Below are 14439 nucleotides of genomic sequence, written 5' to 3' on the forward strand. Positions count from 1 at the left end.
CCACCGGGGCTACTGTCGCTATCCATCTGGACTCCTGTCGATTGGGGCAGGGCGCGTGCCCTGCCATGGGCGGGATCGAGGTTCATGCCGCCGAAGGGCGGCTTGCCATGTGCGTGTCGGCGGGCTGCGGCGCGAGCCGCTGACCGGCGCCCCGCGACGCGCGCCAGCGGCATGCCATGGCGGTGGCGAGGACGAGCGACTGCGTGCCGGGCCGAAGGCTCGGCGGCATCATGCGCGATCTGGAAAAAGCGGGGAAATCAGGCCGGCTTGGCCCGAAGAACGCCGCATCCCGAGGCCCGGGATACGGCGGGAGACGAACTCCGTGGGTATGCCTCAGGCGATGGGGAAGCCGGTCGAGGACCGACTATGACTACTCGCATCAGGGTTCACGGAAACGCTCCGGTCGTGAGGACGGGGCGATGGTAATCGGCCCGCTTACGCAGCGTCAAGCCTTGGCAGGCAATTTGTCGTGAATCGGGGAGGGCCGGCGGTCGATCGCGGAACGCGACGAGGCAATGCAAGCGGGAGGCGAGTCTCGCCCGATCAACGCGGCGGGGCGGCGCGGCTGCCCCAGCCCGCGTGGGCGGCGCGCATCTGGTAACCACGCCGGGCGAAGCCGTAGCCGGTGCGCAGGATCATCACGCCGATCAGGGTGGCGGCCAGCTCGTCCAGGCGCGGCAGGCCGGCCCGCGCGCCGGCCAGGGCCAGCGTGGCCAGCAGCAGGGTCAGCGCGTCGGCGCGCAGATGGCAGGCGCTGGCCTCGATCAGCGCGGCGCCGCCGATCGCCCGGGCGCGCTTGAGCATCCATTGCGAGAGTCCGCCCTTGCCGGCGAGCGCGACGGCCAGCACCGCGAAGGACAGCGCGTCAGGCGAGACGTCGGCGGGGGCGTCGAGGCTGGTGGCGGCGTGCCAGATCATCTGGGCGCCGGTGGCGAGCAGCAGCGCGCCCAGGCCGAACAGCGCGACCGGCTCGTAGGTCGGCCGCTGCTCGGGCGGCAGCTTCGCGTCGAGACGGCAGGCCAGCAGCAGCAGCGCGTCGGCCAGCAGGTCGATCGCCGCGTGGATCGTGTCGGCCAGGATTCCCGACGAGTGCGCGGCGTAGGCGGCGCCGGCCTGCGCGATCATCAGCACCAGGTTGACGACGAGGCTCGTCGTCAACACGCGGCTGGTGATGGCATGGACGGACTGGGACGCGCGCGCTGAACTCGGCATAAAGGCGTGGGGTTGGGTGTTCTTGCTGGTCTAGGTCGGACTCTATCGGCGCCAGATGGCAGACCGATGACATCGGGGGATTACGAGGGAGCGGGCGGTGCGGTGGGGCGACGAGGGATGCGGGGATGCGGGAATTCACCGAGGCCGCGAGGTGGTCGGTGTCACAGGCGTGTCATGAAGCGGCTCGAAGCGCTGCAGGGCGAGAGCCGGAAAAAGCAACGCCCGCGCAACGCAGGAGCGTGACGCGGGCATCGCGGGATCGGCATCGAACCGCGATGCCGTGACAGGGATCGTTGCCGCCTGGTCGACTCAGCTGGTGCGCTTGCCTCAGTTGGTTGCGGACGCAACCGCCGCGCCGGCATCCATCAGGCCCGCGCCCGGCGCCATCGCCGTGCACGAGGAGGCGGTGGTGGCCGCGATCTGCGACGGGCGTGCGGTGGCCGCGAGCTTCTGCGAGATCTGCGCGGGCGTCAGGTTCGGGTTGCGCGTGAGCATCAGCGAGACCACGCCGGCCACCTGCGGCGCGGCCAGGCTGGTGCCGCTGTTGAGCTGGTAGGTATCGCTGCCCGGCGAGGTGGTGCCGGTGTTGCTGGTCGACAGGATGTTCGAGCCCGGCGCGCTCAGCGTGATCTCGCTGCTGAAGTTGCTGTACCAGGCGCGCTTGCCGGTGTTGTCGGTGGCGCCGACGGCCACCACGCCCGTGCAGTTGGCGGGGCGGTCCTGCGCGTTGGCCAGGCCGTCGTTGCCGGCCGCCACCACCACCGTCACACCGCGCGCGATCACGTCGTTGATTGCCGACTGGAAGGTGCTGCCGCAGGGGCCGTTGCCGCCCAGGCTCAGGTTGATGACCTTGGCCGGCGTGGCATTGTCGGGCACGCCCGGCACCGAGATGCCGGCGGCCCAGCGCATCGCGTCGGCGATGTCGCTGGTGGTGCCGCCGCACTTGCCGAGCGCGCGCACCGGCTGGATCTTGCCGAACCAGTTGGCGCCGGCGATGCCGGTGCCGTTGTTGGCGGTCGCGCCGATCAGGCCGGCCACCTGCGTGCCGTGCCAGCTGCTGTTGCTGGGCGCGCTCGCGCAGTTGTAGAACGGGCTGCTGGTGTCGCTCAGCTCGGACTGGGTGACCCAGTCGCCCGGGTCGGTGGCATCGGCGCTGCGGCCGTGGCCGTTGTTGCCGGTGTTGACGTCGCTGATGAAGTCGTAGCCCGCCACCAGGTTGCCGGCGATGTCGGCATGCGGGCGGTAGCCGGTATCGATCACCGCCGTGACGAGGTTCGAGGCGCCGGTGGTGAGGGCCCAGGCGGCCGGCATGTTCACGCCGATCGCCGTATTGAAGTCGTTCCACTGCTGCGAGTACATCGGATCGGACGGCGTGACGGGCGCCAGGTCGCTGGCGAACAGGCGTCGATCCGGTTCCGCGTAGGCCACGTCGCTGTCGGCCGCGAAGCTCTGCGCCAGCGTGGCCGCGTCCGTGGCCGCCACGCGCTTGCCCAGCGAGACCACCGCCGAGCCATCCGACATGGTGCGTTCGAGTTGCACGTTGTCGAAGCTCGGCAGCGAGCCGTCGTTGCCCGACGAGGCGGCCATGATGCGGGCCTGCGAGCGCTGGCTGTTCCATTGCGTCAGCACGCGGCCGATCAGGTTGCTGATGCGGGTGCTGTTCGGCACGGCAGCGGCCATCACGCGGGCGCCGTTGGCGCTGCTGGCGGAGGTGGCCGGCGCGAGCTTGACGATCAGGTGGTCGACCGGCGCGTCGAACGGGCTCAGCGTGCTCGGTGCGCTGCTGGTGGGGGTGCCCGTCGAGTTGCCGGAGGAGGTGCTGGTCGAGGTGTTGGTCGCGGCGGCATTGCCTTGCGAGGCCGCCAGCGTCGTGGTGCACATCTGCGAGGTGCTGCCGGAAGCGCCGGTGCCCGAGCTGGACGAGCTGGTGGTGCCGCTGCTGGTGCTGGCCGCGGCCCCCGCCGCCGGGCTGGGCGAATCACCGCCGCCGCCACCGCCGCAGCCGGCAATCACGGACGCGATCAACGTCATCGACACGACGGAGGCCAGGGTACGGATCTGGCCCGGGCGAAGCTGGGCAGGGTGGAAACGCTCGATCTTCATGGAATCACTCGTTCTTTTATCTCGCAACCGCAATCCCGCGGTCAGGGCGGCCGGTTTCCGACGAGACGGCACGACACCCCGGTCGCGCCTGCCGCCATCGCCTTGATGGAAACCAGTCCGTATCTCCTCGCGCCGCGCTGACGCCAGCGACGCGAGCTACTGATCCGGGTAACGGCGGCGTTTAACATTTCTTAATGGTTGAAGCTCGAATCTTGTCCGGCGAAACGGCGCGCTATTCCGGGGCCGGAACGCAATCCGGGAAATGCATGAAAGGATTGATTTCGATCCTTTGAAAAGGACCGCAAAGACCCCGCTACTCAAGGGATTCGAGGCCGCGACAAAAGATCGGGAAAACCGGAAAAGATTTATGAAAGTCGCTGGGGATTGGCGGGCAGCTTGTCAATCGTCAGAACAATGGGCGGGTGCAAAGTCGGCAATCGGGACGGCGGGAAGCGGGCGGGGACGGGCCGCGCCGGGGCCCGGTTCGCGGCGTATTCGCGCGACCGATGCGATCATGGCGGGGGCGCGGCGATGCCGGGCAGGGCGCCGCGATGCTTCCGATCGAACCACGCACGACGAGGAACCTTCACCGATGAACGCCAGTTCCCCTTATGGATTGAACCGCTTCAAGGCCGCGCTCGCGGCGCGACGCCGGCAGGTCGGCTTCTGGGTATCGATGGCCGAGCCCTACCTGGCCGAGATCACCGCCACGGCCGGTTTCGACTGGCTGCTGATCGATGGCGAGCACGCGCCGAACGACGTGCGCAGCATCGTGGCGCAACTGCAGGCCGTGGCGCCGTATCGGGCCGAGGCGGTGGTGCGGCCGGTGGAGGGCAGTACCGCGCTGATCAAGCAGTTGCTGGATGCCGGCGCGCGCACGCTGCTGGTACCGATGGTCGAGACCGCCGAGCAGGCACGCGAACTGGTGGCCGCGGTGCGCTACCCGCCGCGCGGCGTGCGCGGGGTGGGCAGCGCGGTGGCGCGCGCCTCGCGCTGGAACCAGCGCGCCGACTATCTCGACCTGGCCGACGAGGAAGTCTGCCTGCTGGTGCAGGCCGAAAGCGCGACTGCGCTGCGCAACCTCGACGAGATCTGCGCGGTGGACGGCGTGGATGGCGTGTTCATCGGCCCGGCCGACCTGGCCGCCTCGATGGGCCACCGCGGCAACGCGCGGCACGCCGACGTGCAGTTCGCGATCGACGATGCGATCGCGCGCATCATCCGCGCCGGCAAGGCGGCCGGCACGCTGACCGACGACGCGGCGCTGGCGCGCCACTATCTCTCGCTGGGCTGTCTGTTCGTGGCGGTTGGCGTTGATGTGCTGCTTTACGCGAACGCGGTGCGCGCGGTGGCGAACGCCTTCGAGGTGGGGCCCGGCGCCGAGCATTGAGGTGGGGGCGGCGGCGTGCCGGGCGGCTTCCGGCCCGGCACGCCGCCCGCCCGCTTCAGAACAGGTGATGGATGCCGGTGACGAAGGCCAACTGGCGCGGCGTGCCCGAGGCGCCGACCGAGAAGATCGATGCGCGCGCATCGGTCGTGCCGGTGGCCTGCTGCGCGACCGCCTGCAGATAGACCTGGGTCGACTTCGACAGCGAGTAGACGTCGCCCAGCGTGGCCGTCAGGTAGCGCCGGCCGATGAAGCCGGTGGCCGCGATGCCGCCGACGATCGCATTGGCCGGCGTGCTGAGCCAGGTCGCGCCGGTTTCCCAGGTGCGGTAGCTGTCGGCGAACGAACCCGAGACGATCCGCACGTAGGTGAACACCGCGTGCAGCCGCAGGCGGCCGAAATCGTAGCGCGCGCCCACGCCGGTGTTCTCGATCTTGTCGGCCACGTAGGACAGGGCCGGCTTGCCCTGGAAGCTGCTCAGGCCGAGCCCGGCGGTGGTATCGCCGAGCATGGGGCCGAGCGCGCGATTGTGCTCGTTCACGTAGGCCGCCGCGATTGCCAGGGGCCCGTTGGTATAGCTGGCGGCGCCGCCGGCGATGCGCCCGTTGGAGAAATCGCCCGCCACGCCGCCGAGCCCGTAGAGCAGGCCGAAGGACAGCCCGTTCCAGACCGCCGAGCGGTACTTGATCAGGTTCGCTTCCTGCGCCGAGGTGGTTTCCACCAGCCCGTCCAGGTTGCCCGGATGCGCGGCCAGCAGGTTGTTGCCCTGGAAGTTGTTGCCGAGCGGCGCGACCCAGTCGTAGTTGAACGAGCTCTGCTCGCCGAGCGTGAGCGTGCCGTAGCGGGTGGACGAGAGGCCGACATAGGCCTGGCGGCTGAACAGCGTGTTGGCGCGCGCCAGGGCGCCGTTGTTGGTGAAGAAGCCGTTCTCGAGGCGGAATACCGCGCTCCAGCCGCCGCCGAGCGCCTCGGTGCCGGTCAGGCCGAAGCGATCCGGCTGCGCGACGCCCTGCAGCATGGCGACCTGCGAATGCCCGTCGCGGTTGTTGACGTAGGCGACGCCGGCGTCGAGGCTGCCGTACAGCGTCACGCTGCTCTGCGCGAGAGCCGCCGGGCAGGCCGACGATATCAGTAGTGCGAAGGGAATGGCCGCGCGCGGGCGGCCGATGAACGGAACCATCGGGATCTCCTGGATTGTTATGGAAGGCGCGGCGGCGGGCTGCCGCCGCGTGCCGTCATTCGACGGCTTCGGCGATGCGCGGCGCGCGCAGGTAGTGCAGGCCCATCACGCCGATCGCGGCGGCGGCGCAGGCGATCGGCACGATCAGCAGCATGAACACGCTCGACAGCCCGATCGCGCTGGCGATCAGCAGCGCGCCGATGAAGGAGCCGGCGATCGCGCCGAGCCGCCCGACGCCGAGCGCCCAGCTCACCCCGGTGACGCGGCTGCCGGTGGGATAGAAGCCGGCGGCCAGCGCGTTCGCGCCGGTCTGCGAGCCCGCCACCGCGAAGCCGACCCCGAAGATGCCCAGCGAGAGCGACAGCAGCTCCTGGTAGCGCCAGGCCACCAGCAGCACGCAGAGGATGCCGGCGCCGTAGGCGCCCGCCAGCACCGCGTAGGGGTTGCGGCGGTCCATGGTGCGGCCGATCAGGACCGAGCCCACCGTGCCGCCGAGCTGGAACATCGCCGTGACGACGGCGGCCTGGGCCAGGTCGAAGCCGGCGTCGCGGAACAGGCTCGGCAGCCAGTTGGTGACCAGGTAGACCACCAGCAGGTTCATCCAGAACACGCACCAGAGCGCCAGCGTGCCGAACTTCAGCGCCGGCGCGAACAACTGCGCCACCGGCGAGCGGCCGGCCAGCCCGGCGGGTTCGTCCACCACGAAGCGGTGCCCGGCGTCGGGCGCCTCACGCGAGATGCGCCGCAGCAATGCGGCGATGGTGTCGGCCGGCGCCTGGCGATGGATCAGGAAGCGGATCGACTCGGGCAGGGCCGCCAGCATCAGCAGCCCGAGCGCGAGCGGCAGCACGCCGCCGATCACGAACATCGCGTGCCAGCCGTGGCGCGGGATCACGTGCGCGGCGACGAAGCCCGCCGCGGCCGAGCCGAAGGTGAAGCCGCAGAACATGGTGGTGACCACCAGCGCGCGGCGGCTGCGCGGGCTGTACTCGGAGGTCATGGTGATCGCGTTGGGCATCGCCGCGCCCAGGCCGACGCCGGTCAGCAGCCGGCACAGCGTCAGCAGCGTGATGTTCGGCGCGATCGCCGAGAGCAGGCTGAACAGGCCGAAGCCGAGCACCGAGCCGGTCAGCAGCCGCTTGCGGCCGATCCGGTCGCCGAGCGGGCCGGCGAAGAACGCGCCGATCGCCAGGCCCGCCAGCCCCGAGGCGACCAGCAGGGTGACGGCGGTGGTGGAGGGATGCCAGTCGCCGCGCAGCGCGGGGACCACGAAGCCGATCAGGGCGGTGTCGAGGCCGTCGAGCGCGACGACGGCGAAGCACAGCGTGGCGATCGCGAACTGGAAGCGGGAAAACCGCTGCGCGTCGAGCCAGCGCTGCACGTCGAAAACGTGAGCGGGTTGCACGGGGATGTCTCCTGGTCTGTCTTGTCGTTGTGTCGTGCGCGCGGCCCGGCGCGTGTCAGTCGAGGCGGAACAGGCGCCGTGCGTTGTCGCGGCCGATCTTCTGGCGGTCGTTGTCGTTGATTTCCGCGCGATCGAACCACTGCGCCGCTTCCTCCATGGTCTCGAACGGGTAGTCGGAGGAGAACAGCACGCGGTCGCTGCCGATCTCGTCCATCGCGTTGCGCATCGCGATGGTGCGGAAGTTGCCGCTGGTGGTGAGGTTGAAATTCTCGCGGAAGTAGTCGATGAAGGGCCGCCTGGCCTTCACGCCCAGCGGGTTCTTGCCGTTCGCCGAGGCCCAGTGCGAGGTGCGCCAGATGTTGTTCTGCACCAGCTCGCCGAGGTGGCCGAGGATGATCTGCAGCTTCGGATGCGCATCGAACAGGCCGCTGCCGATCAGGCGCAGCGCATGCACGCCGGTTTCGGGCGAGAAGGCCCAGGCCGGGCCCATCAGCCAGGGATGGCCCTCGATCGAGCGCTGCTGGCTCGGCAGCGGATTGCGCGGATGCAGGTAGAAGGGCACGCCGAGCCGCTCGACCTCGGCCCAGAACGGCCAGTATTGCGGCAGGTCGTAGTAGGTCGAGTCGTCCTCGCTGCCGACCTGCGAGAAGCCGTTGACCAGCGCGCCCTGGAAGCCCAGTTCGCCGACCGCGCGCTCGAGCTCGCGCGCTGCCGCTTCCGGGTCCTGCAGCGGCAGCGCGGCGAAGGCGCCGAAGCGCTCGGGGCGGCGCGCCACCTGTTCGGCGAGCAGGTCGTTGGCGCGGCGCGCCACGTCGATCGCGCGCTGGCGATCGGTGATCGCCTGCACGGCCGGCGCGTTCAGCGAGAGGATCGCGTAGCCGATCCCGCAGGCGTCCATGCGCTCGATGCGCTCCTCCTGGAAGTCGAGCAACTGACGGCGGCGCACCTGCCAGAGGTCGTGGGTGAAGAAGCGTTCGGAATCGCCGATCGTGTCCGGCGACGCGAAGTGTTCCTCGAGAGCAATCTTGTTGTCCATGTGAGATCCGGGAGGGTTGAGGGTAAACCACGGGGGCCGCGCCGCTGGGGCGTCTGGGCCGGGTCGATACCAGCTTAGGGATCGCGGGGGGCTCTGTTAAATTGATCGTCTGAATGCCGGCATTCAGCGCATCAATGACCCTCGTTCTCCCCGCCACGCCAATGACGCACGACACCGCGCTGCGCAATATCGATCTCAATCTGCTGCTCGTGTTCGACGTGCTGTATCGCACGCGCAGCACCACGCGCGCGGCGCAGGCGCTGCACCTGACCCAGCCTTCGGTGAGCAACGCGCTCAAGCGGCTGCGCACGCTGTTCGACGACGTGCTGTTCGTGAAGACGGCCGAGGGCATGCAGCCGACGGCGCGCGCCGACGAGATCGCGGCGCTGGTGGATCCGGGCCTGGCTTCGCTGCGGCTGGCGATGCAGGCCGGCAAGCCATTCGAGCCCGAGGCGGCCGATCGCACCTTCCATCTCTACGTCAGCGACCTGGGGCAGGCGATCTTCATGCCGCGGCTGGTGGCGCACCTGCGCGAGGTGGCGCCGGGGCTGAGGATCGTGACCAGCGATCCTTCGCTGGACGATGCGCAGCAGATGATGAAGCTCGGGCAGATCGACCTGGCGATCGGGATGTTCCAGGGGCTGCACGACGACTTTCACCAGCAGCGGCTGTTTCACGAGAGCTACGTGGCGCTGGTCCGGCATGATCATCCGGCGATCGGGGCGCGGCTCTCGGCGGAGCGCTTCTTCGCGGCGGAGCATGTGGTGTACACGCCGACGGCGGGGAGCCATGCGCGCTTCGAGGCGGCGCTCGACGCGCTCTCGGGGCCGGGCGGCAGGGCGAGGCGGGTGGCGCTGCGGCTCGCGCATTCGTTCGGGATCGAGCGAATCGTGGCGTCGAGCGATTTGGTGGCCTGCGTGCCGAGCAGGTTGGCGCGGGTGCTGACCCGGCCGGACGTGCGCGCGCTGGCGCTGCCGTTCGATATCGCGCCGACCGATATCGCGCAGTTCTGGCATGAACGGTTTCATCGCGACGAGGGGCATCGATGGTTGCGGACGCTCGTTTATCGGCTGTTTCATGATGCGAGCCCGAGTGCGCTGGACGGGGCGGCTTGAGGAGGCAGGCTTACGGTTCTTTCGGGCCGAGCCCGGCGCGACAAGGCCGTGTCGGCTTTCGGGGGGCGTTCGCGGGCGTTGGCCTGTTACGGCTGTAACGTGACGCAAACGCCGCCTGGCTTGGGTTGTGGCGGTGCCGCTCGGGCCAGCCGTACATCGCGAAAGATCCGGTAAGACACGGAAATTGCATCCGCGCCCGCAAATTCATACAGTGACGTGCACTCTTTCCCCAAAGAGTGTTATCGAAACGCGGTTGGCCTCGACTCCGGATACCCGGGTCGAGGCGTTTTTTTATCGTCGAGACTTGGACCGATCAGCGATCCTGCCATCAACTTGAACCACCGCATCAAGTGATCGAAAGTGCATAGGCAGCAAGGCCGCATCGAAGTGAGCAAGCTCGCTGGCCCGGCACCGTATTTCCCGCGGCAAAACGAGCCCGCAATCCACCCACTCGAACCGAGCTCATGGCAGACACGCGCGCCATTGAGACAAGACACGCTCTCGCCTTGCCATCGGATCCCCCCACCAAACCATGCGAAGATGCCCCTTCGCATAACCCGCACCACGCCCGCCGACCGGGCGCCAGCACGGAGACTCGATGAACGAATGGTGGACCGGCGCAGCGGCCGCGGCCTGGCGGACCGGCTTGTGGGATTTGCTCGAGCGCCTCTGGGAATTCCTGGTGCTGGTGTTCCACTTCCTGCTCTGGCTGCTGCGTTTCCTGGGCGGCGGGGGTTGAACGATCGCGATCCGGAAAGCAAGATTTCCGCAGGAATATACAAGACCACGCGTTTTGGCCCGGCTAATCTCACGGCTCCTCATCCAGCCTCTCCGCCGCCGCGCCAGCCATGCCCACCCGTAAACGCTTCTGGGACGACCCCTACCTGACCCACCTCGACACCACCGTGCTCGCCGTCGACGGCCAGCGCGTCCACGTCAGGGAAACCATCTTCTTCGCGTTTTCGGGAGGACAGGAGAGCGACACCGGCACGCTCGGCGGCTACCCCGTGCTGCATGCCGACAAGGAAGGGCTCGACCTGGTCTACACGCTGCCGCCCGATCACCAACTCCGCGCCGGCGACGGCGTGGCGATCTGGATCGACGGCGCGCGCCGGCTCGGCCTGATGCGCCACCACTTCGCGGCGGAAATGATCCTGCAACTGGTCTACCGGGCGCGCCCGGGCATCGAGCGGATCGGCGCGCACATCGCGGCCGACAAGGCCCGCATCGATTTCGCCAGCGACACCAGCCTGAGCCCGCTGCTGCCGGAACTGGAGCGGGAAGCGGCCAGCCTGGTGGCCCGTGCCTTGCCGATCCACACCGCCTTCAGCGACATCGACGCCGAGCGTCGCTACTGGCAGGTCGAAGGCTTCGCCTCGATGCCGTGCGGCGGCACGCATCCGCGCACCACGGCCGAAGTCGGCGCGCTCACGCTCAAGCGCCGCAACACGGGCAAGGGCAAGGAGCGCATCGAGATCGTGCTGGCGCCCCTTGTCGGCAGCGGTTTGAATCGAATTTGAAATTGAATCGACGGCTTTCGGTAAGCCGGCAATCGGACGTCATGAGTCATTGATGGGACGTCATTCATCCGCATCGGGCGCCGCCGAGGCGCCCGATTTCGTTTCAGGGGCGGAAACGAAACGAGGTTAACCCTCAATGATCAGTTGTCTAATGACATATCCCGAAGCACCTCGGAACGCAAAAGAATTTGTCTTCGAGGCTCGGGACTGGTCTTGTCCTGGCGATCGAAAAAATATCACAACTATATGAAATATAAGAAAAATAGTTTTTTGTGATGAACCTGCGGCATCAACCCTCTGCGGGTATGCACCAAGTGTACAAGCGTGGTTCCGCCCCGATAGACTCGCTCCCTAGTTGTACGACGTGAGACAGCGGGTGGGCTGCCTGACGGTGGTCAGACGACAACGATGCAAGATGCCGGTCGAGCCGGTCCGCGGGGTGAGCTCCGGACCGATCCTGCCGGGCCCGAGGCGGTGCCGCCCGGGCGGGCAGGCCGGCACATCCAACACGCGATATACCCAGAGGAGACTTGACCATGAAAACGATCTTCACGCGCCAGCGCGTCACCGTAGCGATCGTCGCGGCACTCGCCGCCGCCACGACGCTGTCGGCCGAGGCCCGCGTCTTCCGCTCCGCCGATGTCCACAGCGACAACTTCCCGACGAACATGGCTGTCAAGTTCATGAGCGACGAGATCAAGAAGGCGACGGACGGCAAGGATTCGATCAAGGTTTACGGCAACAGCGCGCTCGGTTCGGAAAACGAGACGGTCGACCAGGTGCGCCTGGGCGCGATCGACATGGTTCGCGCCAACGGCGCCGCCTTCAACGAGATCGTGCCGGAATCGATGATCCCGTCGTTCCCGTTCCTGTTCCGCGACATCGAGCACTTCCGCAACGTGATGTACGGCCCGGAAGGCCAGAAGATCCTCGACGCGTTCAAGGCCAAGGGCATGATCGCGCTGACCTTCTATGAAAGCGGCGCGCGCTCGATCTACGCCAAGCGCCCGGTCAAGTCGCCGGCCGACATGAAGGGCCTCAAGGTGCGCGTGCAACCTTCGGACCTGATGGTCGACGAGATCAAGGCGATGGGCGGCACGCCCACGCCGATGCCGTTCTCCGAGGTCTACACGGGCCTGAAGACGGGCCTGGTGGATGCCGCCGAGAACAACCTGCCGTCCTACGACGAAACCAAGCACTACGAAGTGGCCAACGTGTTCTCGGAAACGCAGCACGCGATGACGCCGGAAGTGCTGGTGTTCTCCAAGAAGGTGTGGGACACGCTGAGCCCGCAGGAGCAGGCCATCATCAAGAAGGCGGCCGCCGATTCGGTGCCGTACTACGTGCAACTCTGGACGGCGCGTGAGGCCGATGCGCGCAAGGCCGTGCTCAAGGGCGGCGCGACCATCGTGCCGGCCGCGCAGATCGACCGTGCCGCGTTCGTGAAGGCGATGCAGCCGCTCTGGACCAAGTACGAGAAGACCCCGCAGATGAAGCAGATCGTCGACGAGATCCAGGCGATCAAGTAATACGCGGCGCGCGGCCCTGCAAGGGGCCGCGCCAGCGCCCCGGCGGCCGCGCGAGGTTTCGCTGGCCGCCTTTTCTGTCCGATGAGGTTCGAAAATGAGGTTCATCAAGCACTCGAACGACGTGCTGTTCATGGCGCTGGCCGTCATCGCGTCGGCGAGTCTCGTCGTGCTGACGGCGCTCGTGTTCTACGCGGTCGTGATGCGCTATGTGTTCAACAACGCCCCTGATTTCGTCGAGCCGATCGCGCTGCTGCTGGTGATCGTGATCGCGATGTTCGGCGCCGCGATGAAGGTGCGCGACGGCGGCCATATCGGCCTCGACTCGTTCGTGCGCCGGCTCTCGCCCAAGGGCCAGTCGATCATCCACGGGTTCCAGCACCTCTGCCTGATGGCGTTCGCGGTGGCGCTGATCCTCGGCTGCCTGGAGATGGCCGAAACCACCTTCGAGGACCGGATTCCGATCATCGGCCTGCCCGAATCGGTGCGCTACCTGATCCCGCTGCCGGCCGGTATCGCCATCATCCTGTTCTCGCTCGAGCACCTGCTTGCGCTGTGCAAGCGCAACCGAACCTGATCCACACATGGAACTCGCAATCCTCTCCATCAGCTTCCTGCTGCTGCTTTTCCTCGGGGTGCCCGTCTCGTTCGCGCTCGGGCTCGCGTGCGTGGCCACCTACCTGGCCGAGGGCCTGCCGATCGCCACCTCGATGCAGTCGGTGATCTCCGGGATGAACGCGTTCTCGTTCCTGGCGGTGCCGTTCTTCATCTTCTCCGGCGAGCTGATGCTGCATGGCGGCATCGCGGACCGCATCCTGAAGTTCGCGCAGGCGATCGTCGGCCACTTCCGCGGCGGCCTGGGCATGGCCAACGTGGTGGCCTGCACGCTGTTCGGCGGCGTGTCCGGCTCGCCCACCGCCGATACCTCGGCGATGGGCGGCGTGGTGATCCCGCTGATGAAGCGCGAAGGCTACAGCGCCGCCTACGCGGTCAACGTGACCACCCACGCCTCGCTGGCCGGCGCGCTGATGCCGACCTCGACCAACATGATCATCTACGCGTTCGCCGCGCAGGGGATCACGGGCATGCTCAACGGTCATCCGGTGAGCGGCGTGTCGATCGGCGACCTGCTGTTCTCGGGCCTGCTGCCGGTGCTGTGGGTGATGGGCTTCGTGCTGATCGCCGCCTACTGGCAGGCGCGACGCTACGGCTTCCCGCGCCGCGAGGATGGCAGCACGGCGCTCCTGAAATTCCCGGGCTGGTACGCGGTGGCACGTTCCTTCGTGGGCGCATTGCCGGGCCTCGGCGTGATCGCGATCATCCTGGTGTGCGTGGCCAAGGGCATCGCCACCGCCACCGAGGCGGCCGCGATCGCGGTGGTCTACTCGCTGGTGCTGACCATCTTCGTGTATCGCACGCTGACCATGAAGAAGCTGTGGCGCGCGCTGTCGCACGCGGCTCGCACCACCGGCGTGGTGCTGCTGTTGATCGCCGTGTCCAACATGCTGCGCTTCCAGATGTCCTACCTGGAGATCCCGGACGCGATCGAGCACCTGCTTCTGCAGTCGAACGCGCAGCCCTGGTTGATGCTGCTGTACATCAACATCCTCCAGGTGTTTCTCGGCACCTTCGTGGACATGGCGGCGCACATCCTGATCACCACGCCGCTGTTCCTGCCGATCGCGATGGCTTGCGGCGTCGGCCCGGTGCAGTTCGGGATCATGCTGCTGCTGAACTGCTCGCTCGGCCTGGTGCATCCGCCGATCGGCTCGGTGCAGTTCGTCGGCTGCGCGATCGGCGAGGTGTCGATCGGCGAGACCACCAAGACCGCCTGGCCGTATTACCTGGCGATCTTCAGCGCGATCAATATCGTCACCTACTGGCCGTTCTTCTCGACCTGGCTGCCGAGCGTGATCAGCGGACATCCGGTGTTCTGATCCGATCCGGCTGCAATG

Annotated in this window: 12 protein-coding genes; 7 read left to right on the forward strand and 5 right to left on the reverse strand. The window is 67.7% G+C overall.

What is annotated here, in order from left to right; translation table 11 throughout:
* Positions 1–543: 543 nt before the first annotated feature.
* Positions 544–1212, reverse strand: coding sequence for a cation efflux transmembrane domain-containing protein (locus BM43_RS05235; RefSeq protein WP_036056586.1), 669 nt, complete (start codon positions 1210–1212; stop codon positions 544–546).
* 327 nt (positions 1213–1539) lie between these two features.
* Positions 1540–3315 (reverse strand): S8 family peptidase, encoded by a 1776-nt coding sequence (locus tag BM43_RS05240; RefSeq protein ID WP_036056585.1) that lies wholly within the window; start codon positions 3313–3315, stop codon positions 1540–1542.
* Positions 3316–3907: 592 nt separating this feature from the next.
* Between BM43_RS05240 and hpaI the strand changes: the two genes are divergently transcribed.
* The gene (gene hpaI / locus BM43_RS05245) at positions 3908–4705 is read left to right on the forward strand and encodes a 4-hydroxy-2-oxoheptanedioate aldolase (protein WP_036031495.1); all 798 of its coding nucleotides are present in this window, start codon (positions 3908–3910) and stop codon (positions 4703–4705) included.
* Positions 4706–4760: 55 nt separating this feature from the next.
* On the opposite strand, the gene BM43_RS05250 is transcribed toward hpaI, so the two are convergent.
* From BM43_RS05250 to BM43_RS05260, 3 genes are read right to left on the reverse strand one after another with little or no spacing between them, the layout of a single operon-like run.
* Entirely contained in the window at positions 4761–5882 is a 1122-nt protein-coding gene (locus BM43_RS05250) for a porin (protein ID WP_042283399.1), read from the reverse strand.
* 55 nt (positions 5883–5937) lie between these two features.
* Positions 5938–7287 (reverse strand): MFS transporter, encoded by a 1350-nt coding sequence (locus tag BM43_RS05255; protein WP_036056584.1) that lies wholly within the window; start codon positions 7285–7287, stop codon positions 5938–5940.
* 55 nt (positions 7288–7342) lie between these two features.
* Positions 7343–8323, reverse strand: coding sequence for an amidohydrolase family protein (locus BM43_RS05260; RefSeq protein ID WP_036056583.1), 981 nt, complete (start codon positions 8321–8323; stop codon positions 7343–7345).
* 134 nt (positions 8324–8457) lie between these two features.
* Between BM43_RS05260 and BM43_RS05265 the strand changes: the two genes are divergently transcribed.
* The 6 genes from BM43_RS05265 (at position 8458) to BM43_RS05285 (ending at position 14421) form a co-directional block, all read left to right on the forward strand.
* Positions 8458–9438: a LysR family transcriptional regulator gene (locus BM43_RS05265; RefSeq protein WP_230676440.1), complete on the forward strand. Its 981-nt coding sequence runs from the start codon at positions 8458–8460 to the stop codon at positions 9436–9438.
* A gap of 598 nt (positions 9439–10036) precedes the next feature.
* The gene (locus BM43_RS41595) at positions 10037–10177 is read left to right on the forward strand and encodes a hypothetical protein (protein ID WP_017919173.1); all 141 of its coding nucleotides are present in this window, start codon (positions 10037–10039) and stop codon (positions 10175–10177) included.
* A 109-nt stretch (positions 10178–10286) separates the two neighbouring features.
* Complete coding sequence (locus tag BM43_RS05270) at positions 10287–10958, forward strand: alanyl-tRNA editing protein (protein WP_036056581.1); 672 nt, start codon at positions 10287–10289, stop codon at positions 10956–10958.
* A 536-nt stretch (positions 10959–11494) separates the two neighbouring features.
* The gene (locus tag BM43_RS05275) at positions 11495–12487 is read left to right on the forward strand and encodes a TRAP transporter substrate-binding protein (RefSeq protein WP_036056580.1); all 993 of its coding nucleotides are present in this window, start codon (positions 11495–11497) and stop codon (positions 12485–12487) included.
* 94 nt (positions 12488–12581) lie between these two features.
* Positions 12582–13061, forward strand: coding sequence for a TRAP transporter small permease (locus tag BM43_RS05280; protein WP_013690060.1), 480 nt, complete (start codon positions 12582–12584; stop codon positions 13059–13061).
* 7 nt (positions 13062–13068) lie between these two features.
* Complete coding sequence (locus tag BM43_RS05285) at positions 13069–14421, forward strand: TRAP transporter large permease (protein WP_017919171.1); 1353 nt, start codon at positions 13069–13071, stop codon at positions 14419–14421.
* Positions 14422–14439: the final 18 nt, after the last annotated feature.

The sequence above is a fragment of the Burkholderia gladioli genome, from assembly GCF_000959725.1.
In the GTDB taxonomy this organism is placed as follows: domain Bacteria; phylum Pseudomonadota; class Gammaproteobacteria; order Burkholderiales; family Burkholderiaceae; genus Burkholderia; species Burkholderia gladioli.